The sequence below is a fragment of the Streptomyces sp. CNS606 genome, assembly GCF_000426325.1.
Window position 1 is genome coordinate 310562 of sequence record NZ_KE384522.1, and the last position, 23879, is coordinate 334440.

A 23879-nucleotide genomic window follows, 5' to 3' on the forward strand; every position below is an offset into this window, starting at 1 on the left:
TTCCCTCGCCGAGCCGAAACCAGGTGTGTTTCCCGCCATTTCCCCGGCCGAAACCAGGTTTCCGGTGTGACGTACACGACGACGGGCGCGTGCGGACTGCACTCACCCGCCCAAGAGGCGTAGCCTTTGTTTCCGCTGTCCACCACCTTTAGGAAGCGGAAGAGGGCGGTTGCCGCCGTGTCGTCACAGTCCCCCGAAACCTCGAGCGTCTCGACCCAGCCGGACGGAGGCGGGAAGTCACCCGTCGCCTTCGGCGCCAACGAGTGGCTCGTCGACGAGATCTACCAGCAGTACCTCCAGGACCCGAACTCGGTAGACCGAGCCTGGTGGGACTTCTTCGCGGATTACAAGCCCGGGCCGGCGGGCGCCGCCACCCGGGACAAGGGCGCGCAGGGGGGCGAGAGCGCCACGGGAGCAGGGCTGAGCCCGGCCGAGGCCGGCGGCCCCACCGCGCAGGTCCAGGCCGCCCCGCCGGCCCAGAAGACCGCACCCACCGAGCAGGCGCAGGCCGCGTCGGCGCAGCCCGCACCCGCCTCGCCGCCGCAGCCCGCGAAGCCGGCCGCCGCGGCGGCCCCCGCGAAGCCCGCGAGCAAGCCCGCCGCGACGTCCGCGCCCCCCAAGCCGACCGGCGAGGAGGCGGAGGCGCCCGCGGGCCCGGAGTACGTCACGCTGCGCGGCCCGTCCGCCGCCGTGGCGAAGAACATGAACGCCTCGCTGGAGCTGCCCACGGCCACGTCCGTGCGCGCCATCCCGGTGAAGCTGCTCATCGACAACCGCATCGTCATCAACAACCACCTCAAGCGCGCCCGCGGCGGCAAGGTGTCCTTCACGCACCTCATCGGCTACGCCATGGTGCAGGCGCTGAAGGCGATGCCCTCGATGAACCACTCCTTCACCGAGAAGGACGGCAAGCCCACCCTGGTCAAGCCGGACCACGTGAACCTGGGCCTGGCCATCGACCTGGTGAAGCCGAACGGCGACCGGCAGCTGGTCGTCGCGGGCATCAAGAAGGCGGAGACGCTCACCTTCTTCGAGTTCTGGCAGGCGTACGAAGACATCGTCCGCCGCGCCCGCAACAACAAGCTGACGATGGAGGACTTCACCGGGGTCACCGCGTCGCTGACCAACCCCGGCGGCATCGGCACCGTGCACTCCGTGCCCCGCCTGATGCCCGGCCAGGGCCTGATCGTCGGCGTCGGCGCGATGGAGTACCCGGCCGAGTTCCAGGGCACCTCGCAGGACACGCTCAACAAGCTGGGCGTCTCCAAGGTCATGACCCTGACCTCCACCTACGACCACCGGGTGATCCAGGGCGCCGCCTCCGGCGAGTTCCTGCGGATCATGCACCAGCTGCTGCTCGGCGAGAACGACTTCTACGACGAGATCTTCGAAGCGCTGCGCATCCCGTACGAGCCGGTGCGCTGGAACCAGGACATCGACGTCTCCCACGACGACGACGTCACCAAGGCCGCGCGCGTCTTCGACCTGATCCACTCCTACCGGGTGCGCGGCCACGTCATGGCCGACACCGACCCGCTGGAGTACAAGCAGCGCAAGCACCCCGACCTGGACATCACCGAGCACGGCCTCACCCTGTGGGACCTGGAGCGGGAGTTCGCGGTCGGCGGCTTCGCCGGCCGCACCATGGCCAGGCTGCGCGACATCCTCGGCGTGCTGCGCGACTCGTACTGCCGCACCACCGGCATCGAGTACATGCACATCCAGTCGCCGAAGGAACGCAAGTGGATCCAGGACCGCGTCGAGCGGCCGCACTCCTCGCCGGAGCGTGAGGAACAGCTGCGGATCCTGCGCCGGCTCAACGCCGCCGAGGCGTTCGAGACGTTCCTGCAGACCAAGTACGTCGGCCAGAAGCGGTTCTCGCTGGAGGGCGGCGAGTCCGTCATCCCGCTGCTCGACGCGGTGATCGACGCCGCCGCCGAGTCGCGGCTGGACGAGGCCGTCATCGGCATGGCCCACCGCGGCCGGCTGAACGTGCTGGCCAACGTCGTCGGCAAGTCCTACGCGCAGATCTTCCGGGAGTTCGAGGGCAACCTCGACCCGAAGTCGATGCACGGCTCCGGCGACGTGAAGTACCACCTCGGCGCCGAAGGCACCTTCACCGGTCTGGACGGCGAGCAGATCAAGGTCTCGCTCACCGCCAACCCCTCCCACCTGGAGGCCGTCGACCCGGTCGTCGAGGGTGTCGCGCGCGCCAAGCAGGACATCATCGGCAAGGGCGGCACCGACTTCACCGTGCTCCCGATCCAGGTGCACGGCGACGCGGCGTTCGCCGGCCAGGGCGTCGTCGCCGAGACGCTGAACATGTCGCAGCTGCGCGGCTACCGCACCGGCGGCACCGTGCACGTCATCATCAACAACCAGGTCGGGTTCACCGCCGCCCCGGAGTCCGCGCGCTCGTCGATGTACTGCACCGACGTGGCGCGGATGATCGAGGCGCCGATCTTCCACGTCAACGGGGACGATCCGGAGGCCGTGGTCCGCGTGGCCCGGCTGGCGTTCGAGTACCGGCAGGCGTTCAACAAGGACGTCGTGATCGACCTCATCTGCTACCGGCGCCGCGGCCACAACGAGACCGACAACCCGTCGTTCACGCAGCCGCTGATGTACAACCTGATCGACAAGAAGCGCTCGGTGCGCAAGCTGTACACCGAGTCGCTGATCGGCCGGGGCGACATCACGATGGAAGAGGCGGAGCAGGCGCTCCAGGACTTCCAGGGCCAGCTGGAGAAGGTCTTCACCGAGGTCCGCGAGGCCACCACGCACCCGGCTCCCGCCGAGGTGCCGCACCCCCAGGCCGAGTTCCCGGTGCACATCGACACCGGGATCACCCAGGAGGTCGTCAAGCGGATCGCCGAGTCGCAGGTCAACATCCCCGACCGGGTCAAGGTCCACTCGCGGCTGATGCCGCAGCTCCAGCGACGCGCCTCGCAGATCGAAGAGGGCAAGATCGACTGGGCGACCGGCGAGGCGCTGGCCGTGGGCTCGCTGCTGATGGAGGGCACCCCGGTCCGGCTCGCCGGCCAGGACTCCCGCCGCGGCACCTTCGGCCAGCGGCACGCGGTGCTCCTCGACCAGAACACCGGCGACGACTTCACCCCGCTGCTGTACCTCTCCGACGAGCAGGCCCGCTACAACGTCTACGACTCGCTGCTCAGTGAGTACGCGGCGATGGGCTTCGAGTACGGCTACTCGCTCGCCCGCCCCGAGGCGCTGGTGATGTGGGAGGCGCAGTTCGGCGACTTCGTCAACGGCGCGCAGACCGTGGTGGACGAGTTCATCTCCTCCGCCGAGCAGAAGTGGGGCCAGACCTCCGGCGTCACGCTGCTCCTGCCGCACGGCTACGAGGGGCAGGGGCCGGACCACTCGTCGGCCCGCATCGAGCGCTTCCTCCAGCTCTGCGCGCAGAACAACATGACGGTCGCGATGCCGACCCTGCCGTCGAACTACTTCCACCTGCTGCGCTGGCAGGTGCACAACCCGCACCACAAGCCGCTGATCATCTTCACCCCGAAGTCGATGCTGCGGCTCAAGGCGGCGACCTCGAAGGCGGAGGAGTTCACCGGCGGCGGCTTCCGCCCGGTCATCGGCGACGACACGGTGCGTCCCGGCGACGTCCGCAAGGTCGTCTTCTGCTCCGGCAAGGTCTTCTACGACCTGGACGCCGAGCGGCAGAAGCGCGGCGTCACGGACACCGCGCTGATCCGCATCGAGCGGCTCTACCCGCTGCCCGGCAAGGAGATCCAGGACGCGCTGGCGCCGTACACCAAGGCGCAGAAGTTCGTCTGGGCCCAGGAGGAGCCGGCCAACCAGGGTGCCTGGCCGTTCATCGCGCTGAACCTGGTCGACCACCTCGACCTGATCATCGGCGCGGCGCCGGACAACGCGGACCGGCTGCGCCGGGTCTCCCGCCCGTCCTCGTCCTCCCCCGCCGTCGGCTCCGGCAAGCGGCACCAGGAGGAGCAGAAGGCGCTCGTGGACGAGGTGTACGACCTCTGACGCGTCCACCATCCGGTACAGCCGGGTGACGTACGTCGCTTCGCGGGGCGGAGGCTGACAGCCTCCGCCCCGCGGCGCTAGCGTACGGATCATGTTTGCTGCCTACGCCGCGCGGATCGACAGGGCCCAGCCGCTGAGCGGACTGGAACTGGGGGAACGGCCCGAGCCGGAGGCGCCTCCGGGCTGGACCACGATCGACGTGCGCGCCGCCTCCCTCAACCACCACGACCTGTGGTCGCTGCGCGGCGTCGGGCTGGGCGAGGAGATGCTGCCGATGATCCTCGGCTGCGACGCGGCGGGCACCGACGCCGACGGCAACGAGGTCGTCATCCACTCCGTGATCGGCGCGACCGGACACGGCGTCGGACCGCACGAGAAGCGTTCGCTGCTCACCGAGCGCTACCAGGGCGCGTTCGCCGAACGGGTGGCCGTGCCGCAGTGGAACGTGCTGCCGAAGCCGAAGGAGCTGTCCTTCGAGGAGGCCGCCTGCCTGCCGACGGCGTGGCTCACCGCCTACCGGATGCTGTTCACCAACGCGAACGTACGGCCGGGCGACAGCGTGCTGGTGCAGGGCGCGGGCGGCGGCGTCGCCACCGCCGCGATCGTGCTCGGCGCCGCGGCCGGCCTGCGGGTCTTCGCCACCAGCCGCGACGAGACCAAGCGCCGACGGGCCGTGGAACTCGGCGCGGAGGGCGCGTTCGAGAGCGGCACGCGGCTGCCGCACCGGGTCGACGCGGTCATCGAGACGGTCGGCGCCGCGACCTGGTCGCACTCGGTCAAGTCCCTGAAGCCGGGCGGCACGCTGGTCATCTCCGGCGCGACGAGCGGGCCGAGCCCCGAGGCGGCGGAACTGAACCGCATCTTCTTCCTGGAACTGAAGGTCGTCGGCTCCACGATGGGCAGCAAGGAGGAACTGGACTCGCTGCTCAAGTTCTGCGCGGCGAAGGGCGTACGGCCCGTCATCGATTCCACCCTGCCCCTTGACCGCGCCCGCGAAGGATTCGAGAAGATGGCCGACGGCGATCTCTTCGGGAAGATCGTCCTGACCGTCTGACGGACCGACCGTCCGACCGACCTTCAAGGGGGACCCGCCGTGGCGGACCTGGGCATACGCGCCGCCACGGGGGCGGACCGCGACGCGATCGCGGCACTGCTGCACGAGGTGTTCCGGGACGACCCGGTGAGCCGATGGGTCTTCCCCGACGACGCGCACCGCGAAGAGGCGCATCCGCGCCTCTTCGGCGCCTTCCTCGACCACGGCATGGAGCACGGCACCGTCCACCTCACAGCGGACGGTGCCGGCGCGGCCGTGTGGTTCGCCGTCGCCGGAGGGGAGCTGCGCGGCGGCGACGACCTGGGGGCGCGGCTGGAGAAGGTCGACTCCGACCGGCTGCCCGTCCTCGGCGAACTCACCGAGTCCGTCCACCCGATGGACCGCGACCACGCCTACCTCCAGGCCATCGCGGTCGCCGCCGACCGCCAGAGCCGCGGGGTGGGCTCCGCCCTGCTGGCGCCCGTCCTCGCGCAGTGCGACCGGGACGGTCTCCCGGCCTATCTCGAGGCCAGCAGCGACCGCAGCCGCGGCCTGTACGAACGCCACGGCTTCACGGTGCTGGACCGCATCGTCCGCCTCCCCGACGGCCCGCCCATGTACCCCATGTGGCGCGAACCCACGGCCTGACGCCCCCGCGGCGCGCCCGTCAGGTGGAGGCGCCGCGGAGCAGGGCGACCACGTGGGCGGCCGTGGTGCCGAGGTAGTGGCGGGCGTCGCGGAGCTGGTCGGGGGTGACGCCGTGGTCGCGGGCGGCGTCGCGGACGTCGTCGCGGAGACGGTCCAGCAGCCGTTCCAGGTCGCGGGCCGGGTCGGAGGACGACGGCTCTTCCACCGCCCAGCCGGGCAGGTCCGCCTCCGGCGGCACCGGCGGCGGCACGGGCCCGCCGGGCGGGGGCGGCGGCGAGGGCGGCGCGTGAGAGCCGGGCGGGGGCGGGGGGCCCTCCGCCTGCACCGGCCCGCCGGCCGGGGACGACGGGGGCGGCGGGGGCGGCGCGGTGAAGCGGCCGAGGTCGCCGATGTGGCGGCTGAGTTCGGAGAGACCGGACTGCACCGCGCCCTGCCAGTCCCCCGCCTTGGCCTGGTCGCGGACCCGGTCCTGGACCCGGCCGGCGATGCGCCGCATCTCCGCCATCGCCTCGGCGTGCGCCTCGCGCTCCTTGTACGCCTGGTGGCGGGCCTTGCGCGCGTCCTCCTGTGCGCGCTGCGCCTGCGCCTTCCACTCGCGTTTGACGCGCTGCATCTCCTCCTTGGCCTGGCGCCAGGCGTCCGCGTCCCCGCCGTGCGATCCGCGCGGCGCGCCGCGCGGGGCGTCCGTGCCGCCGCCGGTGCCGCGTGCCTGCTCCCGCATCTCGCGCCGCAGGTCGCGGGCGGAGCCGCTGACGTCCTCGCGGATGTCCGCGGCGAGCGAGGCGAGGGACTCGCGGATCTCCAGTTCCAGTTCGGCGATCTCGGCCTGCCGGTCGGCGAGTTCGGCCCGTCCGGCGTCGGTGAGGGCGTAGGTCTTGCGGCCGCCCTCGGTGCTGTGGGTGACGAGGCCCTCGGCCTCGAGCTTGGCGAGCCGGGGGTAGACCGTGCCCGCCGAGGGGGCGTAGAGGCCCTGGAAGCGTTCCTCCAGGAGACGGATCACCTCGTAGCCGTGCCGGGGGGACTCGTCCAGGAGCCGCAGCAGGTAGAGGCGCAGACGCCCGTGGGCGAAGACGGGAGGCATGTCAGACGTCCTTCCTGAGGTCGTACGCCGCGCCCGCGCCGACCGCGTCCTCCTGCGGCGGGCGGCGGAGCAGCGCGACGGTGCCGGAGACCGTCTTGACGCGGAGGCGTCCGGCTCCGGTGCCGAGCGTGCCGGTCAGGCTCTGGGCACCCCAGTGACCGGCGACGCGCAGGGCGTCGAAGGCGCTGGAGAGCGCGCCGCCCGCCGTGCCGGCCTGGACGACGGCGTCGGTCGTGTCCGGCAGGCGTACGGCGACCTCACCGGAGACGGTGGCCAGGGCGATGTCCGGGCGCCCGGCGGTGTGCGCGAGGTCGAGGATCATGTCGCCGCTGACGGTGTCGGCCCGTACGGAGGAGCCGTCGCCGTCGATGACGGTCAGGTGGCCGGAGACGGATTTCAGGCAGAGGGGGCCGCGCAGTGCCTGCGCCTCCACGGCGCCGGAGACGGTGTCGGCGCGGACCTCGCCGCCCAGCCCCACCAGCGTGCAGCCGCCGGACACCCCGCGGACGGTCGTACCGCCGTGGACGCCGGAGACGACGGCGGTGGCGGCGACCACGCCCAGGTGGAGGCGGGTTCCGGCGGGCACCGAGACGGTGACCACGGCCGACCGCTCCCAGCCCTTGCGGTCGAGCAGCTTGAGGAAGCCCTTCCACGGGAGGTCGTCGTAGGCGACGACGATGCGGTCGCCCTCGCGGCGGACCTCCAGCGGCGGGCCGTGGATCTCGGCGATCTCGACCCGCGCGCCGGGCGCGTCGGTACCGACGACGTTCACGGCGCCGTTGACGATGCGGACGTCGAGTGCGGCGACGGGGTCGTCGAACTCCAGCTGCTGCGGTCGTGAGACTTCCGGCACGGGACACCCCCAGGGTAGACCGAGGACGACATATCGCGTCTCTCGTCAAACACGATATGTCGTGTCGTGTCGCGAGGCAAGAAGCCCCCGCCCCCAGCCGGCCCCCTCGGGCGCCTTTCCCGGCGGGCTACTCGTCCTCCTCCTCGTCGTCGAGACGGGCCAGCCACGTCGCGAGGCGTTCGACGGGGACCTCGAAGTCCGGGTTCAGGTCGACGAACGTGCGCAGCTGCTCGGAGAGCCACTCGAAGGTGACCTCCTCCTCGCCACGCCGCTTCTCCAGCTCCTCGATGCCGCGGTCGGTGAAGTACACGGTGACTCCCAGGTCGGACGGGGGACGACTGCCCCCAGCGTAGGGCGGGCACGGCACGGCCCCGCCGCCCGGTGAGGGCGACGGGGCCGGTGCGCCGTGCGGGCGACGGGGCCGGGCCGCAGCGCGGCCCCAGGGCTCAGAGGACCTTCGACAGGAAGGACTTGGTCCGCTCGTGCTGCGGGTTGGTGAGCACGTCCCGCGGGTGCCCGGATTCGACGACCACGCCGTCGTCCATGAACACCAGCGAGTCGCCGACCTGCTTGGCGAAGCCCATCTCGTGCGTGACGACGATCATCGTCATGCCGGATTCGGCGAGGTCCCGCATCACGTCCAGGACCTCGCCGACCAGCTCCGGGTCGAGCGCCGAGGTCGGCTCGTCGAAGAGCATCAGCTTCGGGTCCATGGCCAGCGCGCGGGCGATGGCGACGCGCTGCTGCTGACCGCCGGAGAGCTGTGACGGGTACTGCTTGGTCTTCTCGGACAGCCCGACCCGGTCCAGCAGCTGCATCGCCCGCTCGCGGGCCTCCGCCTTGGAGGTGCCCCGGACCTGGACCGGCGCCTCCATCACGTTCTCCACCGCGGTCATGTGCGGGAAGAGGTTGAAGCGCTGGAACACCATGCCGATGTCCTTGCGCTGCTCGGCGACCTCGCGCTCCTTGAGCTCGTAGATCTTGTCGCCGCGCTGGCGGTACCCCACCAGCCGGCCGTCCACGTAGAGGCGACCGGCGTTGATCTTCTCCAGGTGGTTGATGCAGCGCAGGAAGGTGGACTTGCCGGAGCCGGACGGACCGACCAGGCAGAAGACCTCGCGCGGCTGCACCTCCAGGTCGATGCCCTTCAGCACCAGGTTGTGACCGAATGCCTTGTGCACGGCCTCGGCACGGACCATCGGCCCGCCGGAGGTGGCGGCCGGGGTGTTCGACGCGGCGTTCGACGTGTTCTTCATCGGATCTCCCCCGATCCCGTCCCGTGCCGGAACGTGGTGAGGTTCTTCCACACCCGCTGCATCGGCGTGTCCGGCATCTGCCGCGAGGTGCCGCGGGAGTAGTGCCGTTCGATGTAGTACTGGAAGATGCTGAAGATCGTGGTGAGGACGAGGTACCAGACCGTCGCGACGATCAGCGCCTCCATCACCGCCAGCGTGCGGGAGCCGAAGTTGCGGCTGGCGAGGAACAGCTCGTTGTAGCCGATCGCATAGGCCAGCGACGAGGTCTTCAGCATGTTGATGAACTCGTTGCCGGTCGGCGGGATGATCACACGCATGGCCTGCGGCAGCACGACGCGCCGCATCGTCTTGGTGCCGCGCATGCCGAGCGCGTGGGCCGCCTCGGTCTGGCCGTGGTCGACCGACTGGATGCCGGCCCGGCTGATCTCCGCCATGTACGCCGCCTCGTTGAGGCCCAGGCCCAGCAGGGCGGCCATGAACGGCGTCATGAAGTCGTTCATCTCGTCCTGGTAGATCGGCCCCAGGTTGATCGTCTCGAAGATGATCGAGAGGTTGAACCAGAGGAAGATCTGGACGAGGACGGGCGTGCCGCGGAAGAACCAGATGTAGACCCAGGCGACGTACGACAGGACCTTGTTCTCCGACATGCGCATCACCGCGAGCAGCATGCCCAGGACCACGCCCAGGATCATGGCGAACACGGTGATCTTCAGGGTCTCCCAGGCGCCCTTGACGAACGTCTCGTCGTCGAGCATGTCGCCGACGACGCCCCAGTCGATCTGGGCCTGGGCGAACGCCAGGACGAGCAGGCCGAGCAGGGTGAGGACGGCGGCGGCGCCGACCCAGCGGCCGTAGTGCTTGACGGGAATGGCCTTGATGGCCTCCGGCGGGACCTTGCCGGTGGTCATGGCCCCGGTGCCGTCCGGGCGGGTGCCCCCCTTGCGCAGGGAGCCGCCGCCCGCGGCCTTTCCGGGCTCTTCGGGTTCAGACACGGGTGGTTACCTTCGGGATCAGAAAGCGGGTGGTGCGGGCGCCGGGGCGCGGCGGCGGCCGTCCGGCGGCCCGCCGTCACGCCCCGGCTGCGGCTCACTTGCCGGCGTTGACCGTCGCCTCGTCCAGTGCGCCGTTGGTCACGTCCCACTTCTTCATGACCTTCTCGTACTCGCCGTTCTCCATGATCCGGTTCATGGCGGACTGGATGGCGTCGCGGAGCTCGGTGTTCTTCTTGCTCACCGCGATGCCGTACGGGGCGGCGTCGATCTGGCCGCCGGCGACCTCGAACTGCTCGCCGTTGCCGAAGGTCTTCGCGTTGTACGCGGCCACCGGGAAGTCGGTGACGACGACGTCCGCGCGGCCGTTCTGGAGCTGCGTGATCGAGTCGGTGTCCTTGTCCGCGAAGAACGGGTCGATCTTCTCGTCGCACTTCTTGTTCTGCGTGCGGACCAGGGCCTCGTTCGCGGTGCCGCGCTGGGCGGCGACCGTCTTGCCGCAGAGGTCGTCCAGGTTCTGGACGTTCTCCGGGTTGCCCTTCTCGACCAGGAAGGAGGAGCCGGCCTTGAAGTAGTTCACGAAGTCGGCGCCGCCCTCGGCGTCGTCGCTCACACCCTCCTGGCGCTCCTTGGTGTCGGTGACGGCCGACATGACGACGTCGTAGCGGCCCGAGTTCATGCCCAGGATCAGCTGGTCGAAGGTGCCGTTCTGGAACTGGAAGTCGACGCCCAGCTCCTTGCTCATGGCCTTCGCCAGGTCCGGGTCGATGCCGGCGGGCTCGCCGTTCTCGTCCACGAACTCGACCGGCGCGTAGGCGATGTCCGAGCCGACCTTGATGGTCCCGGCCTTCTGGATCTTCTGCGGCAGCTCGTCGTACAGGGGGGCTTCCGCGTCGGCGGTCTTCTTGCCGCCGCCGTCGCCGTCCCCGCCCCCGTCCGTCTGGTCCCCACAGCCGGTGAGCAGCAGTGCTCCGGCGACCGCGATGGCTCCTGCCGCCCCGATCCGGGATCGGAAGGCCGGGGAACGTCGGGTGGTGCGAACGGTCATGGCCAGGTCCTCCTGCGAGTGAGGGTGTCGCCGGCCCGCGCACTCGTCGTCGAATGTCACGGTCCGGCCACGTCTGATGGGGGGAATCTTGCCACCCGGGGTAGTCATCCCAGGGGCCCGACGATGTCAAAATCGGATAACGGATAGTCGACTCCGGATACAGGGCACCCGAAAGGCGCTATGGCGCTCACCCGCGGCGCAGGTGTGCGGACCACGTGTCAGCGGCGTGTCAGCGGCGTGAGAGGTTCCTCACCCACCGTAGAAAGAGGTTCGTCGGCACGCACCTCCGTCGGGTAGAAAGGACGATTACACCCCTCACCCGGGGACCAGGGCGCGTGTGCGGCGCGCCCGGCGTCCGTGTCTCCCCCAGGCGGCGGTTACCCGCAGGCCCGGTCACGGACGTGGTGCCCGCCCGCCCCTCACCCGGGAGCGGCCACCCTCAGCAGTTATACGAAAACAAGGGGTCCACACAGTGGCAGCGGAGATCGTCAATCCCAAGGACGGGCTGGACGAGGACATGATCGACCCGGCATTCGCGCTCCATCGCGGCGGAAAGATGGCGGTGCAGGCGACGGTGCCGGTGCGGAACGCGGACGACCTGTCCCTCGCCTACACGCCGGGCGTCGCCAAGGTCTGCAGCGCCATCGCGGAACAGCCGGAGCTGGTGCACGACTACACGTGGCGCTCCCAGGTGGTCGCCGTCGTGACCGACGGCAGCGCGGTCCTCGGCCTCGGCGACATCGGCCCGGCCGCCTCGCTCCCCGTCATGGAGGGCAAGGCGATCCTGTTCAAGCAGTTCGGCGGCGTGGACGCGGTGCCGATCGCGCTCGACTGCCGCGAGGTCGACGAGATCGTGGAGACCGTCGCCCGGCTCGCGCCGTCCTTCGGCGGCATCAACCTCGAGGACATCTCCGCGCCCCGCTGCTTCGAGATCGAGGAGCAGCTGAAGAAGCGCCTCGACATCCCCGTCTTCCACGACGACCAGCACGGCACCGCGATCGTCACGCTCGCCGCGCTGCGCAACGCCTCGCGGCTGGCCGGCAGGACGCTGGGCGACCTGCGCGTGGTGATCTCCGGCGCCGGGGCGGCCGGCGTCGCCATCGCCAAGATCCTGGTCGAGGCCGGCATCGGCGACGTCGCGGTCTGCGACCGCAAGGGCGTCGTCTCCCGCGACCGCGAGGACCTCAACTCCGCCAAGCGCGACCTGGCGGGCTTCACCAACAAGGCCGGGCTCGTCGGCTCGCTGGAGAGCGCGCTGGACGGCGCGGACGTCTTCATCGGCGTCAGCGGCGGCACGGTGCCGGAGGAGGCCGTCGCCACGATGGCCGACGGCGCGTTCATCTTCGCCATGGCCAACCCGAACCCGGAGATCCACCCGGACGTCGCCCGCAAGTACGCCTCCGTGGTGGCCACCGGGCGCAGCGACTACCCCAACCAGATCAACAACGTGCTCGCCTTCCCCGGCGTCTTCGCCGGGGCGCTCCAGGTGCGCGCGTCCGAGATCACCGAGGGGATGAAGATCGCGGCGGCGGAGGCGCTGGCCGCGGTCGTCGCGGACGAACTGAGTGCGGAGCGGGTGATTCCGTCGCCGTTCGACGAGCGGGTCGCCCCCGCGGTGACGTCGGCGGTCGCAGCGGCCGCCCGCGCGGAGGGCGTGGCCCGCGCGTAGCCCTGCGGGGCTCAGCCGACGGAGGGGGTGACCGCACCGGGTGCGGTCACCCCCTCTGCGGTGCCCGGGTGGGATCGGTCCAGGTACGGGCCGGTGATCGTGGGCGGTAGCCGTGCGGTTCACCTGACGGGCGGGTGGCGGGGTCACAGCAGTCACATCCGCCTCAACCGTTCGGGTCTTGCGTGGATACGGCGATGAGGTTGCCGTATCCACGCAGGGAGTCGGGGTGTCCCGGACAAGGACCAGAGAGCCGGGCTGAGCGGCCCCGGCAGGCCCGTGGAGGAGGTGTGCACGCCGGCCGCCCCTGCCGGGGATGCCCGGCGCGGTGCGCCACCGGGGGGAAAGGGGAGGGCCGGTCGGGGGACGACGGGGCGGCGCGCCCCGTTCCGAGCCATACGTCGATGTGATCATCACGCCGGGTGACGCACCCGGTGTCGCCCCGTGAGTCACATCGGGAGGCGTCATCGCTGACAACCTCGTGCGGAACGGCGACGCCGAGCAGGGTCCCGGCGGGACGGACGCACCCGTCGACGCCGTGACGGGCTGGAAGGTCACCGAGGGGGCGCCCGCCCTCATCCGCTACGACTTCGGCGAGGGGCACCCCGGGCCCAAGGACCCGGGGCCGCCGCGGCGCGGCAGCCGCTTCTTCGCCGGCGGCACGTCCCCCCGTACCACGCTGCTCCAGGACGTCGCCCTGCCGACGGACGGCGCCACCGGCCGCGGCGCCGTGGACGGGGGCGGCGTCCGGTTCCGCGCGGCGGCGTGGCTGGGCGGGTTCGGGGACCAGGAGGACGGCGCCCGGCTCTCGGTGGAGTTCCGGGACGGCAGGGGCACGCCCGTCGCGCTCGCCGTGCTCGGCCCGCTCACCGCGACCGAACGCGACGGCCGCACCGGCATGTTCGAGCGCACGGCCGAGGCCGCCGTACCGCCGGGCGCCCGGTCGGTGCGGCTGGTACTGGCGCTGACGCAGGACGGCGGGGCCGCCAACGACGGCTACGCCGACGCCCTCTCCCTCACCCTGCACGGCGGCAGCGCCCGCGTTCCCTCCGCCACACCCACCGCCCCGGCGCGCCGGGAGGGGATCGCATGAGGCTCGGCAGACGCGGACTGCTCAGGGCCGCCGCCGCGGCGGGCGCGCTGAACCTCGCCTGGCCGCTGGCCGCCGGCCACTCCCCGGCGCAGGCGCGGGCCGCCGCCGAGGCGCTGGGGGCCACGTACGATCCGGCGCCGTTCACGCTGGGCGTGGCGTCCGGCGATCCGCTGCCGCACGGCGTCGTGCTGTGGACGCGCCTGGTTCCGGACCCGTTCGCCGTGGAACAGGACCTCCCCGAGACGGTCGAGGTGGGCTGGACGGTCGCCGAGGACCGCGGCATGCGCACGGTGGTCCAGCGCGGGACCGTCCACGCGTCGGCCACGCTGGGCCACAGCGTGCACGTGCCGGTCGACGGGCTGCGCCCCGGGCGCCACTACTACTACGCCTTCACCGCGCGCGGGAGGACCAGCCGGATCGGCCGGACCAAGACCGCGCCCGCGCCGGGAGCCCGGCGGGTGGTCTTCGCCAGCGCCAACTGCCAGAAGTTCTACGACGGCTACTACGCGGCGCTGCGCGGCATCGCCGCCGAGGAGCTGGACTTCGTCGTCCACCTCGGGGACTACATCTACGAGTACGGTCCCGGATCGGGCGACCGGGACCGCAACCACGACACCGGCGAGTGCCTGACCCTGGCCGACTACCGCAAGCGGTACGCGCTCTACAAGGGCGACCCGTCGCTGCGCGCCGCGCACGCCAATCACCCCTGGTTCCTGACCTGGGACGACCACGAGGTGCGCAACAACTACAGCCCGGCCGTCGGCGGCGCACCCTTCCTGCAGCGCCGGCTCGCCGCCTACCAGGCGTGGTACGAGCACCAGCCGCACCGCGACGGCGAACCGGGCGTCGACGCGGCGCTCCCGGAACCCGTGCTGCACCGGCGCCGCGACATCGGCGGACTGGTGGAGCTGACCGTGCTGGACCTGCGGTCGTACCGCACGGTGCCCGACACGGCGGACGGCAGCATTCTGGGCACGCGGCAGCGCGACTGGCTGAAGCAGGGCGTGACGAACGCACCGGACGCGTGGCACTGCTGGGCCAACTCGATCATGCTGAGCCAGCTGCGCGCCAAACCGGGCAGCGACATCATGTTCCCCGACCAGTGGGACGGTTTCCGCACCGAACGGGCGGACGTACTCGGCCACGTGCACGGCGCCCAGCTGGAGGACCTGGTGGTGATCACCGGCGACTGGCACTCGGCATTCGTCGACGAGATCCGCACCGACTTCGACGCCGCCGACTCCCCCGTGGTCGGCGCGGAGTTCACCTCGCACTCCGTCTGCTCGGGTGCCTACCGGCCGGAGTGGAACGAGAAGAACGGCCCGCTGATGGGCGAGGCCAACCCGCACCTCCAGTACTTCCAGGCGGGTTCGTACGGCTACGACCTGTACGAGGTCACCCCGGAGCGGTGGACGACGCACATGCGGGTGGTGGGCTCCCGCCACGACCCGAAGTCGCCCGTGTCGACCCTGACGAAGTGGCACGTGGACCGCGGCAAGCCCGGCGCCTACGAGGACCCGGCGACCAGCGGCTCGCACGCCCACTACCGCCGCGACTGAACGGCACCACGCGTCCCCGCCCGGGCGGACCCCGGCGGGGACGCGTGGTGTCGGGGGCGCGGCCGTGTCAGCGCGGGCGCACCCAGCGCCGGCCCGTGTCAGCGCAGGCCCAGGACCAGGGCGTCGGAGGGCGAGGCCCACACCGGGCGGGCCTCGGCGAAGCCCGCCTCCCGGAGGCTGCGGACGTGCCAGGCCGGGGCCTGGACCTGGTCGGAGAAGTGGTCACCGGTGCGCGGGTCGCCGAAGATGCGGAAGCGTTCGGCCGCCGCGTCGGCGAGCACCGGGTCGGCTGCTACCGTCCCCCACCAGTCCGCCCAGTCCTGGACGCCGGCCGCCTTCTCCCGCTCCTTGCGCGACCGCTCGAACGCGCGGACCGCCTCGTCCAGGCGCGGGGTGTCCTCGTCCGGCATGTGGTCGGCGTTCATGAACACTCCGCCCTCCCGCACGACCGAGGCGAGCTGCCCGTACAGACCGCGCAGCGCATCGGTGCGGAGCCAGTGCAGCGCGGTGGCGGTCAGCACGGCGTCGTAGGAACGGTGCGGCAGCCGGGCCGTCCAGTCGGGGTCGTTGAGGTCGGCGGTGACGAACTCGGCGCGCTCCTCGTCCGCGAAGTGGCCGCGGGCGATGGCGAGCAGCGCCGGGTCGAGGTCGACGCCGGTGGTGCGGGCGTCCGGGAACCGGCGCAGCACCCGGTCCGAGATACTGCCGGTGCCGCAGGCCAGATCCAGCACCCGCGGCGCGGGGCCGACGACGGCCTCCACCATGTCGAGCATGACCCGGAACCGCTCCTCGCGGTCGGGCAGGTACCACTCCTGCTGGCGGTCCCAACTGCGCTGCCATGCCTGCCAGTCCGTACGGCCGGCCGTTTCGGTCGTCATCCGTCCTCCTCGAGTAATACCCTGGAGGGCAGTTCGGCCATTACCGAAGCCCCACCCCGACGATAGACCGCGGCCGTAAGGACCACAAGTGGAACTCAACTATTACTCGGACTGGGCGGTGCGCCTGGTGAACACCGAGCAGCCCGAACGCGGCGAGGACACGCTCACCTCCGTCGACGCCGTGCGCGAACTGTTCGGCCCCGCCCGGCAGATGGCGCGCCGGGCCACGGACGGGGACGTGGCCCGGTTGCGCACCGTACGGACGCGACTGCGCGCGGTCTTCGGCGCGGCGGCCGACGGCGACGAGGTCCGCGCCGTGGACCTGCTGAACGCACTGCTCATGGAGTTCCCCACGAGCCCGCAGATCTCCGGGCACGGCGACCGAGGCGCGGACGGGCGCCCTCTCTGGCACATGCACCTCGCCGACCACGCCGCCAACGCGACAGCCGGCTACGCGGCCACCGCCTGCATGGGGCTGGCCTTCCACCTCACCGACCTGGGCGTGGAACGGCTGGGCATCTGCCAGGCCGGCCCCTGTCGCAACGCCTACCTGGACACCTCGACCAACCGGTCCCGGCGCTACTGCTCGGACCGCTGCGCGACCCGCGCCAACGTGGCCGCCTACCGGGCGCGCAAGCGGCTGGCCGGCGGCGGCACCAAGGGGCGCACGGCGGACAGCGCCCAGCGCAGCAGCGAGAACACCGACGCCTGAGCGGTCCCGGCACCGGCTCCGTCGCCGGGACCGGCGGCCCGGCGGGGCCGCACCCTCAGCAACGCGCGCGCGACCAGCAGTTCGTCCGGCACCGCCCCGAACTCCCGGCTGTCGTTGCGCACCGCCGGGTTGTCCCCCTGCACCCACCAGCCCGCCGCACCGCGCCGCCGGAGCACACGTTTGACGATCAGCAGGTCGTGCTGGAACGGGTGCCGCAGCACCACCACGTCCCCGGCCCGCACCCGGCCGCCGTAGTGCACGACCAGCTGGTCTCCCGGGTACAGGGTGGGCTGCATCGAAGGGTTGTACACCTCCGCCAGCCCGATCCGCCGCAGCAGCCCCTGGTCACGCGGCCCGCCGTCCGGTCGCCCGGCACGCGCCCGCGCCGACGCGATCCGCGGCTTCCCCCGTGACTTCGCCCGCTCGGGCATCCTCCGCCTCCGGTCCTTCCGATCATCCACCCGGCACGACTCCTTCTGGGACTTTTGGCCCAAGCCCTCAGGGGCACCCGGGAAAACACCTACCCCAGCGAGTAACCTCGCACCTGAGAAGACGATCACGAGGAAGGACGGCTTTCATGCTTTCCCGCCTGTTCGCCCCCAAGGTGCAGGTCAGCGCTCACTGCGACCTGCCCTGCGGTGTCTACGACCCCGCACAGGCCCGCATCGAGGCGGAGTCCGTCAAGGCCATCCAGGAGAAGTACCAGGCCAACGAGGACCCGCACTACCGCGCCCGCGCCACCACCATCAAGGAGGAGCGCGCGGAGCTGGCCAAGCACCACGTCTCCGTGCTGTGGAGCGACTACTTCAAGCCTCCGCACTTCGAGAAGTACCCGGAGCTGCACCAACTGGTCAACGACACGCTCAAGGCCCTCAGCGCCGCCAAGGGGTCCACCGACCCGGCGACCGGCCAGAAGGCCCTGGACCACATCGCCCAGATCGACAAGATCTTCTGGGAGACCAAGAAGGGCTGACCTGATCTCAAGCCCTTCGACCTGCGATTTCCTTGATCGTCTGGTCACCCCGTCCGCACCCGGTCCGCAGGCCGCCGAGCACGGCGTCCCTCACGGACCGGGTGCGGTCTTCTCTGCCCGGCCGGTCGGCCGCAGGTGCGCGTAGGTCCGACTTCCCCCGGGTGCGCGTCCGCGAACTCCCGTCCGTGACCCCGTAGCCGGGGTGGCCGCGGACGCCGCACGCGGTCGCGGACACCGCCGCACACGGTCGTTCGCGGGGCTGATCACCCCACTGGGTGACTGCGCGCCGGCACAAACCGGGTCAAGATCATTCCCATGAAAGCTTCCCTGACCCGCCGCGCATGTGCCGCGGCCCTGGTACTCGCCGCGACGATGACGCCTGCGGTAGCAGTACCGCCGGACGGCAAGGCCGCACCGGCCGACCGCAGCGGGGTGCAGGCCCGCCTGCTCGGCGAAAAGATCATCCCGCATCAGCTCACCTTCCGGAACACCACCGTCGGCGGGCTCTCCGGCATCGACCGCGATCCGTGCACGGGCGATTACGTCATGATCAGCGACGACCGCTCGTACCTGCAGCCCGCTCGCTTCTACACCGCCGAGATCGGTGTGGACCGTTCCGGGGTGCACACCGTGGACCTCACCGGCACGCACCCGCTCCGGCAGCCGGACGGCTCGCTCTACCCGCCGCCGACCGCCGGCGACGGCAGGGCCGTGGACCCGGAAGAGCTGCGGGTGGACCCACGGAGCTGCCAGTACGTGTGGGCCCAGGAAGGCAACCGGCCGAAGTCGGCGGGTGAACCGATGGTCCAGCCGTCGATCCAGTTCGCCACCCGCACGGGTGCGTACCTCGGACAGCACCCCCTGGCGCCCCACTACCGGATCACCACCGACGACTGGGGCATCCGGCGGAACCAGGCCGTCGAAGCGCTCACCTTCGGCGGCGGGGGTGGCCTGCTCACCAGCGCCGTCGAAGGCCCGCTGATCCAGGACGGCCCGGAACCGGATCGGGAACACGGCGCCCTGATCCGCGTCACCCAGCAGAACCGGCAGGGGCAGGTGCGGGGACAGTTCGCCTACCACCTGGAAAAGATCTTCGCCGAGTCCGACCCGACCAGCCCGTGGGGCCCGGACACCGGCGTACCCGCGATCCTCGCCTTCCCCCACGACCCCGACCGCTACCTCGTACTCGAACGCACCTGGGTGGCGGGCGCGGGCTACAAGATCCGCCTCTTCGACGCCACCACCCACGGCGCGACCGACGTGCGGAACATGGACTCCCTGAACGGACGGGAGGTCACGCCCCTGCGCAAGAAACTGGTCGCGGATTTCGACGACTTGGGCCTGTCCACCGTCGACAACACCGAGGGCATGACCTGGGGCCCGACGCTTCCGAACGGCGAACGAACCCTGATCCTGGTCAGCGACGACAACTTCGCCGAGAACGCCGTCACCCAGGTCGTCGCACTCGGCATCCGCTGAGAACGACCAGCGGCACGCCCCACGACGGCAGCGGCAAACCGCTCGGCACACGAGCCGGCGCGCCGCTGCCGGGCGGGTAGCCGTGCCCGGGTCCGCGCTGCGGGCCCGGGCACGGTCGTGTGCGGGTGGTCATACGCGGGTCGCCGTGCCACAGGCTGCGGGGTCGGCGCCGCCCGTGCCCGCCTCGCGGCTGCGGTCGTACGGGTCGCGCGTGGGGCCGTCGCCGCCCCCGTCCGCCCGTTCGGAGGGGAAGTCCGGGTGCAGCATGCCGTCCGCCTCGGCGTCGCAGCGGACGCCCGCCCACTCGCCGATCGTCTCGGTCACCCAGACCGTGCCCGGTGTGGTGGTTCCCCACCCGGCCAGCGCGTCGGCGGAGACGTCGCCGACGGGCTCCGCGGCCGGCAGTTCGATGGCGTCGGCCCCCTCGTCCCAGCGGCGTGCGGGCGAGCCCGCCCAGGGACGCTCCAGGGTGGGCAGGCCGGAGAACGCGGCGGTCGGCGGTGCACCGGTGGGTCGGCCGGTCTCCACGGCGAGCGGCTCCCGCTGGCCACCGGCGCCGGGGGATCCGAGGTTCAGGTGGCCGCGCCGGTCGGCGAACCACAGGCCGCCCACGAGCAGGCAGAGCACCGCGAACACCAGGCCCACCCGCCGGGACTGCCGCCAACCGCCGCCGCCCCGCGTCTCGTACAGGGCTGGTCCGGTGCGCCAGCCGTCCGGCTGCCACGGCTCCGGTGGCTTCCCCTTCCCGCGACGGCCGAACCCGCGCCGCTGCGCGGCGGCCGCGGCCTCGTCCTGCTCGCGCAGCCGCGCCGCGACCATCCGCGCCCGCGCGGACGGCTCCTTCGGAACGCCGGCGGCACCCGTCGATCCGCGCCGCCCGGACTCCTCCGCCTCCCGCTGGAACGCCTCCCACGCGCCGTCCGGGACGGACGACCCCTCTCCCCCGGCTCCCCCGTCCGCGGGGCCCGCGGGGCCGGACGCTCTGTCAGACATGTGGTGCTCCGCTTCGGTTCCCTGCACACGTCGCCGGCCCGCCCGGGGCGGGGGGAGGGTCCGGCGGGCGGCCGAGAGCCGTCCGAAGGGGGCCGTACGCTCCGGCATCGGCGGTGGGGCGCCGGCCAGCGGTTCAGGGCAGCATCGTAGAGGTGTTCGGGACGGCGCCCGGCGGCGGGGCGCGACGGCCCGCCGCGGGGCGCGGGTCCGTCGGGGCCCGGTGCGGTCGGTGCGGTCAGGCCGGGCCGGGGAGCGGCGGCAGCGCCCGGAGGCCGTCCGCGAGGTCGCGCTTGAGGTCCTCCACGTCCTCGAATCCGACGTGGACGCGGAGCAGCGGCCCGCGTCCGCGCCAGGTGCCGGCCAGCCGGTGCTGCGCGGGTTCGCACGGCACCACGAGGCTCTCGTAGCCGCCGTAGCTGTGGCCGAGCCCGAAGAGGGTGAGCCGGTCGGCCAGGGCGTCGGCTTCCTCCCGCCCGTACCGGGGGTCCAGTTCCAGGCCGAAGAGGCCGGAGGCGCCGGTGAAGTCGCGGCGCCAGAGGTCGTGCCCGGGGTCCTCCGGCAGCGCTGGGGAGAGCACGGCCGCGACGCCCGGCTGCTTGCCCGCCCAGCGCGCAAGCTCCAGGGCCTGCGCCTGGTGGCGCTCCAGCCGCACGTCCAGGGTGCGCAGGCCGCGCAGCGCGGCGTAGACGTCGTCCGCCCCGGCACACTGCCCCAGCCGCATGGCCGTGGCGCGCACGGCGGGGTACGCGGCGGCCGTGCACACGGCGACGCCCAGGATGCTGTCCGCATGGCCGGTGAGGTACTTCGTCGCCGAGTGCAGGACGACGTCCGCACCCAGCTGAAGCGGACGGTGGTACACGGGCGTGGCCCAGGTGTTGTCGACGAGGGTGGTGACGCCGCGGGCCCGGCAGGCGGCCGTGATCGCCGGCACGTCCTGCACCTCGAAGGTGGTGGACCCCGGGGACTCCAGGTACACCAGCCGCGTCGTGGGGCGGACGAGTGCGGCGATGTCCGCGCCGATGCCCGGCGGGTAGTACTCGGTCTCCACACCGAGCGCGGCGAGGGAGTCGCAGAAGCGGCGTGTGGGCAGGTACGCGGAGTCGGTGACCAGGACGTGGTCGCCGGCCCGGACGAAGGACAGGACGGCGGTGCTGATCGCCGCGAGTCCGGAGCAGGTGGCCACGCCGCCGTGGCCGCCCTCCAGTTCGGCCACGGCCGCCTCGAACGCCATGCTGGTCGGGGTGCCGAAGCGGCCGTAGACCGGCATCTCCCGCTTCAGCGGATCGGCCTGCGACACCGCCATCTCGGCGGTGTCGCGGTAGAGGACGGTGGACGCCCGGTGCACCGGCGGGTTGGGGTAGCCGCGCTGCGTACGGGGGTCGGAGCCGGCGTGCACCAGCCGGGTCCGCGTCGTGTGCCGCTCGCCGCTCACGGCACCGGCTCCGGGGTGCGATCCGCGGCGGTCCCGGACGGGACGACGGTGCGGCGGCGTCGGCGTGCGGGCAGGACGAGGAGCACGGCGACGGCGCACTGGACGGCGGCGAACATCCAGAACCCCTCGGGCTCCCCCGCCTGGACGAAGTGGGCGAAGGCGAACCCGCCGGCCAGGCCGGCGAGCAGCCCGCCCACACCTGCGGTGAGCCGCTGCACGCCGAACGCGAACGCCGGGTTGCCCGGCACCCGTTCGACCAGTTCCAGGTCGCAGCGCAGCAGCAGGAACACCTCGCCCAGGGTGAAGACCGCGGTACCCGCGAGAAGCATCCAGGGCCCGCCCAGGGACATCACCGCGGTGCCGGCCGCCAGCAGGGCGAACGATCCGCCGACCAGCAGCCGGTAGGGAGCTCGCGCGATCCTCCCGGAGAGGGCGGGCTGGAGGACCACCACCATGGCGCAGTTGAGCAGCATGACCCAGCCGAGCATGCCGATGTGCCCCAGCTCGGCGGCGTACAGGCCGACGAAGCTCTGGAAGAAGAAGTACAGGTAGAAGGCGAGTCCGGTGACGAGCACCGGCCGCAGCGCGGGGCGCAGCCGCCGCAGCACGCCCGGGCCGGTGCCCGGCGACGGGGTGGCGGCCCTGCCCTCGACCGGGCGCATGGTGAGCTGGTGGGCGAGGGTGATCGCCGCGAACAGCAGCGCGGCGCCGAGCAGGAGCATCATCGGGTCGGTGTCGATGAGGAGCGCCGCCAGCAGCGGGCCGACGCCCATGCCGGCGTTGAGCGCGGCGCTGCTGACCCCGAGGAACAGCGGTCGCAGGTCGTCGGAGACGCAGGTGACGATGTACGCCTTGTTCGCCGGCAGGTACAGCGCGGGACCGAGCGCGACCAGGAGCACGGCCGGGTAGGCGAGCCAGGGGACGGCCACCGCGACGCCGAGCAGGGCGAGACCGGCGGTACGCAGCACCAGCGCGCCGACCATGGTCGACTTGAGACCGATCCGGTTCACCACCGGCCCGCCGAGGATGCTGCCGCCGAACTGGATGAAGGTGGCGACGGCGACCAGGGCGCCGGCCACTCGCAGGTCGAGGCCCACCGCCTGGACCATCAGCACGCCGATGAAGGGCGTGACCATGTAGCTGCCGAGCGCGACGACGAAGGACAGGACGATCAGGGACTTCAGGCTGGGCGAGAGGTCCCGGAAGGTCTGCCACCTGCTCGCGGCGGGCGGCTTCTTCACGAGGCCCCCGTTCACGAGGCCCCCGCGTGGTCCGCGCTCCCGGCGCTCCCCGCGCTCCCCGCGTCTGCCGCGCCGGTCGCCACGGGTCGCCCGGAGGAGGGGAGGCCCCATTCGCTCCAGGACCCGTCGTAGACCGACAGGTCCTCCAGGCCCGCGAGGTGCGCGCCCAGTGCCAGGACGCAGGCGGTGACGCCCGATCCGCAGCTGAAGACCAGCGTCCCACGGTCCCCGGCGGCTTCGCGGAACGCCTCCCGCAGCTCGTGCGGGGGACGCATCCGGCCGCCGTCGCCCAGCAGTTCGCCGAACGGGAGGCTGACCGCTCCGGGCATGTGGCCGCCGCGCAGGCCGGGACGCGGCTCGGGCGCACGGCCGGTGAACCGGGCCCGGGTGCGGGCGTCGAGCACCGCGGCGTCCGGGTCGCGCAGCGCGTCCGCCACCCGGTCGGCGCCGACGAGGAGGCCGGAGCGCGGTCGGGCGGTGAAGTCGCCCGGGGCGAAGGGCTGCAGAGGCCGGGCGGCGTCTTCCACCGGCCCGCCGGACGCGGTCCAGGCGGGCAGGCCGCCGTCGAGGACCGCGGCCCGGTCGAAGCCCACGGCCCGCAGCATCCACCAGGCCCGCGGGCTGGAGTAGACGCCGGCCGCGTCGTACACGACGACGGTGTCCTCGTCCCGGAGCCCGAGGGCGCGCAGCTCGGCGGCGAGGCGGTCGGGCTCCGGCATGGTGTGCGGGAGCGAGGCGTGGTGGTCCGAGAGGGCTCCGTCGAGGTCGAACCGGCGGGCGCCGGGGATGCGGGTCTCCGCGTCCCGGTGCGCGCCGGCGGAGGCGTCGAGGACGACGAGCCCGTCCGCGCCCAGCCGGGGCGCGAGCCACGCGGCGTCCACCAGCGGCCCCGGCAGCGGACGCGGCGGCTGCGGCTGCGACGACGGCG

Annotated in this window: 21 protein-coding genes; 9 read left to right on the forward strand and 12 right to left on the reverse strand. The window is 72.3% G+C overall.

Features of this window, described 5'->3' with window-relative positions:
• The first annotated feature begins 177 nt into the window (after nucleotides 1–177).
• The 3 genes from K304_RS0126060 to K304_RS0126070 all read left to right on the forward strand — a co-directional run bounded on the left by K304_RS0126060 (nucleotide 178) and on the right by K304_RS0126070 (nucleotide 5698).
• Nucleotides 178–4017, forward strand: coding sequence for a multifunctional oxoglutarate decarboxylase/oxoglutarate dehydrogenase thiamine pyrophosphate-binding subunit/dihydrolipoyllysine-residue succinyltransferase subunit (locus K304_RS0126060; protein ID WP_027766100.1), 3840 nt, complete (start codon nucleotides 178–180; stop codon nucleotides 4015–4017).
• Between the two features lie 91 nt (nucleotides 4018–4108).
• A complete protein-coding gene (locus K304_RS0126065) occupies nucleotides 4109–5071 on the forward strand; it encodes a zinc-binding dehydrogenase (protein ID WP_027766101.1) in 963 nt (320 codons plus the stop codon).
• A gap of 48 nt (nucleotides 5072–5119) precedes the next feature.
• Nucleotides 5120–5698 carry a GNAT family N-acetyltransferase gene (locus K304_RS0126070; RefSeq protein ID WP_027766102.1) on the forward strand — a complete coding sequence of 193 codons (579 nt, stop codon included), beginning with the start codon at nucleotides 5120–5122 and terminating at the stop codon, nucleotides 5696–5698.
• Between the two features lie 19 nt (nucleotides 5699–5717).
• Here the strand turns inward: K304_RS0126070 and K304_RS0126075 are convergent, their stop codons facing one another.
• The 6 genes from K304_RS0126075 to K304_RS0126100 form a co-directional block, all read right to left on the reverse strand.
• The gene (locus tag K304_RS0126075) at nucleotides 5718–6779 is read right to left on the reverse strand and encodes a PadR family transcriptional regulator (RefSeq protein WP_027766103.1); all 1062 of its coding nucleotides are present in this window, start codon (nucleotides 6777–6779) and stop codon (nucleotides 5718–5720) included.
• Between the two features lies 1 nt (nucleotide 6780).
• Nucleotides 6781–7632 carry a DUF4097 family beta strand repeat-containing protein gene (locus K304_RS31450; protein WP_051308860.1) on the reverse strand — a complete coding sequence of 284 codons (852 nt, stop codon included), beginning with the start codon at nucleotides 7630–7632 and terminating at the stop codon, nucleotides 6781–6783.
• A gap of 127 nt (nucleotides 7633–7759) precedes the next feature.
• Nucleotides 7760–7942 (reverse strand): DUF6104 family protein, encoded by a 183-nt coding sequence (locus K304_RS0126085; RefSeq protein WP_027766104.1) that lies wholly within the window; start codon nucleotides 7940–7942, stop codon nucleotides 7760–7762.
• A 136-nt stretch (nucleotides 7943–8078) separates the two neighbouring features.
• Entirely contained in the window at nucleotides 8079–8831 is a 753-nt protein-coding gene (locus K304_RS0126090) for an amino acid ABC transporter ATP-binding protein (RefSeq protein ID WP_027766105.1), read from the reverse strand.
• Between the two features lie 53 nt (nucleotides 8832–8884).
• Nucleotides 8885–9880 (reverse strand): amino acid ABC transporter permease, encoded by a 996-nt coding sequence (locus tag K304_RS0126095; protein WP_051308861.1) that lies wholly within the window; start codon nucleotides 9878–9880, stop codon nucleotides 8885–8887.
• A 94-nt stretch (nucleotides 9881–9974) separates the two neighbouring features.
• Nucleotides 9975–10925, reverse strand: a complete 951-nt coding sequence (locus tag K304_RS0126100) for an ABC transporter substrate-binding protein (RefSeq protein ID WP_027766107.1) — start codon at nucleotides 10923–10925, stop codon at nucleotides 9975–9977.
• 472 nt (nucleotides 10926–11397) lie between these two features.
• Here K304_RS0126100 and K304_RS0126105 point away from each other — a divergent pair, with 472 nt between their 5' ends.
• The 3 genes from K304_RS0126105 (at nucleotide 11398) to K304_RS0126115 (ending at nucleotide 15243) form a co-directional block, all read left to right on the forward strand.
• Nucleotides 11398–12594 carry an NAD(P)-dependent malic enzyme gene (locus K304_RS0126105; protein WP_027766108.1) on the forward strand — a complete coding sequence of 399 codons (1197 nt, stop codon included), beginning with the start codon at nucleotides 11398–11400 and terminating at the stop codon, nucleotides 12592–12594.
• Nucleotides 12595–13072: 478 nt separating this feature from the next.
• On the forward strand, nucleotides 13073–13684 hold the full coding sequence (locus tag K304_RS31455; RefSeq protein WP_486591809.1) for a phosphoesterase: 612 nt from the start codon (nucleotides 13073–13075) through the stop codon (nucleotides 13682–13684).
• Nucleotides 13681–15243 (forward strand): alkaline phosphatase D family protein, encoded by a 1563-nt coding sequence (locus K304_RS0126115; protein ID WP_027766109.1) that lies wholly within the window; start codon nucleotides 13681–13683, stop codon nucleotides 15241–15243. The genes K304_RS31455 and K304_RS0126115 overlap by 4 nt, the downstream gene beginning before the upstream one ends.
• Before the next feature lie 98 nt (nucleotides 15244–15341).
• Here the strand turns inward: K304_RS0126115 and K304_RS0126120 are convergent, their stop codons facing one another.
• Nucleotides 15342–16121 carry a class I SAM-dependent methyltransferase gene (locus tag K304_RS0126120; RefSeq protein ID WP_027766110.1) on the reverse strand — a complete coding sequence of 260 codons (780 nt, stop codon included), beginning with the start codon at nucleotides 16119–16121 and terminating at the stop codon, nucleotides 15342–15344.
• A gap of 88 nt (nucleotides 16122–16209) precedes the next feature.
• Between K304_RS0126120 and K304_RS0126125 the strand changes: the two genes are divergently transcribed.
• Nucleotides 16210–16833 (forward strand): CGNR zinc finger domain-containing protein, encoded by a 624-nt coding sequence (locus K304_RS0126125; RefSeq protein ID WP_027766111.1) that lies wholly within the window; start codon nucleotides 16210–16212, stop codon nucleotides 16831–16833.
• Here the strand turns inward: K304_RS0126125 and sodX are convergent.
• The gene (gene sodX, locus K304_RS32660) at nucleotides 16743–17264 is read right to left on the reverse strand and encodes a nickel-type superoxide dismutase maturation protease (RefSeq protein ID WP_078529749.1); all 522 of its coding nucleotides are present in this window, start codon (nucleotides 17262–17264) and stop codon (nucleotides 16743–16745) included. The genes K304_RS0126125 and sodX overlap by 91 nt on opposite strands.
• Nucleotides 17265–17410: 146 nt before the next feature.
• On the opposite strand from sodX, the gene sodN reads away from it, so the two are divergent.
• Entirely contained in the window at nucleotides 17411–17806 is a 396-nt protein-coding gene (sodN, locus tag K304_RS0126130; RefSeq protein ID WP_027766112.1) for a superoxide dismutase, Ni, read from the forward strand.
• Nucleotides 17807–18121: 315 nt separating this feature from the next.
• Entirely contained in the window at nucleotides 18122–19285 is a 1164-nt protein-coding gene (locus K304_RS0126135; RefSeq protein WP_027766113.1) for an esterase-like activity of phytase family protein, read from the forward strand.
• A gap of 129 nt (nucleotides 19286–19414) precedes the next feature.
• Here K304_RS0126135 and K304_RS31460 read toward each other — a convergent pair whose 3' ends face one another.
• The 4 genes from K304_RS31460 to K304_RS31470 all read right to left on the reverse strand — a co-directional run bounded on the left by K304_RS31460 (nucleotide 19415) and on the right by K304_RS31470 (nucleotide 23847).
• On the reverse strand, nucleotides 19415–20278 hold the full coding sequence (locus K304_RS31460; RefSeq protein ID WP_051308864.1) for a hypothetical protein: 864 nt from the start codon (nucleotides 20276–20278) through the stop codon (nucleotides 19415–19417).
• Between the two features lie 235 nt (nucleotides 20279–20513).
• Nucleotides 20514–21710, reverse strand: a complete 1197-nt coding sequence (gene metC / locus K304_RS0126145) for a cystathionine beta-lyase (RefSeq protein WP_027766114.1) — start codon at nucleotides 21708–21710, stop codon at nucleotides 20514–20516.
• Nucleotides 21707–22951 (reverse strand): MFS transporter, encoded by a 1245-nt coding sequence (locus K304_RS31465; protein ID WP_158687430.1) that lies wholly within the window; start codon nucleotides 22949–22951, stop codon nucleotides 21707–21709. Before K304_RS31465 ends, metC begins: the two co-directional genes overlap by 4 nt.
• Nucleotides 22952–22962: 11 nt before the next feature.
• Nucleotides 22963–23847 carry a sulfurtransferase gene (locus K304_RS31470; protein ID WP_078529778.1) on the reverse strand — a complete coding sequence of 295 codons (885 nt, stop codon included), beginning with the start codon at nucleotides 23845–23847 and terminating at the stop codon, nucleotides 22963–22965.
• Between the last annotated feature and the right edge of the window lie 32 nt (nucleotides 23848–23879).

Coding starts and splice junctions, on each gene's coding strand:
- sodN (WP_027766112.1), top strand. CDS start 17,411: ATGCTTTCCCGCCTGTTCGCCCCCAAGGTGCAGGTCAGCGCTCACTGC.
- sodX (WP_078529749.1), bottom strand. CDS start 17,264: ATGCCCGAGCGGGCGAAGTCACGGGGGAAGCCGCGGATCGCGTCGGCG.
- K304_RS31460 (WP_051308864.1), bottom strand. CDS start 20,278: ATGTCTGACAGAGCGTCCGGCCCCGCGGGCCCCGCGGACGGGGGAGCC.
- K304_RS0126115 (WP_027766109.1), top strand. CDS start 13,681: ATGAGGCTCGGCAGACGCGGACTGCTCAGGGCCGCCGCCGCGGCGGGC.
- K304_RS0126090 (WP_027766105.1), bottom strand. CDS start 8,831: ATGGTCCGTGCCGAGGCCGTGCACAAGGCATTCGGTCACAACCTGGTG.
- K304_RS0126135 (WP_027766113.1), top strand. CDS start 18,122: ATGAAAGCTTCCCTGACCCGCCGCGCATGTGCCGCGGCCCTGGTACTC.
- K304_RS0126075 (WP_027766103.1), bottom strand. CDS start 6,779: ATGCCTCCCGTCTTCGCCCACGGGCGTCTGCGCCTCTACCTGCTGCGG.
- K304_RS0126065 (WP_027766101.1), top strand. CDS start 4,109: ATGTTTGCTGCCTACGCCGCGCGGATCGACAGGGCCCAGCCGCTGAGC.
- K304_RS0126100 (WP_027766107.1), bottom strand. CDS start 10,925: ATGACCGTTCGCACCACCCGACGTTCCCCGGCCTTCCGATCCCGGATC.
- K304_RS0126120 (WP_027766110.1), bottom strand. CDS start 16,121: ATGACGACCGAAACGGCCGGCCGTACGGACTGGCAGGCATGGCAGCGC.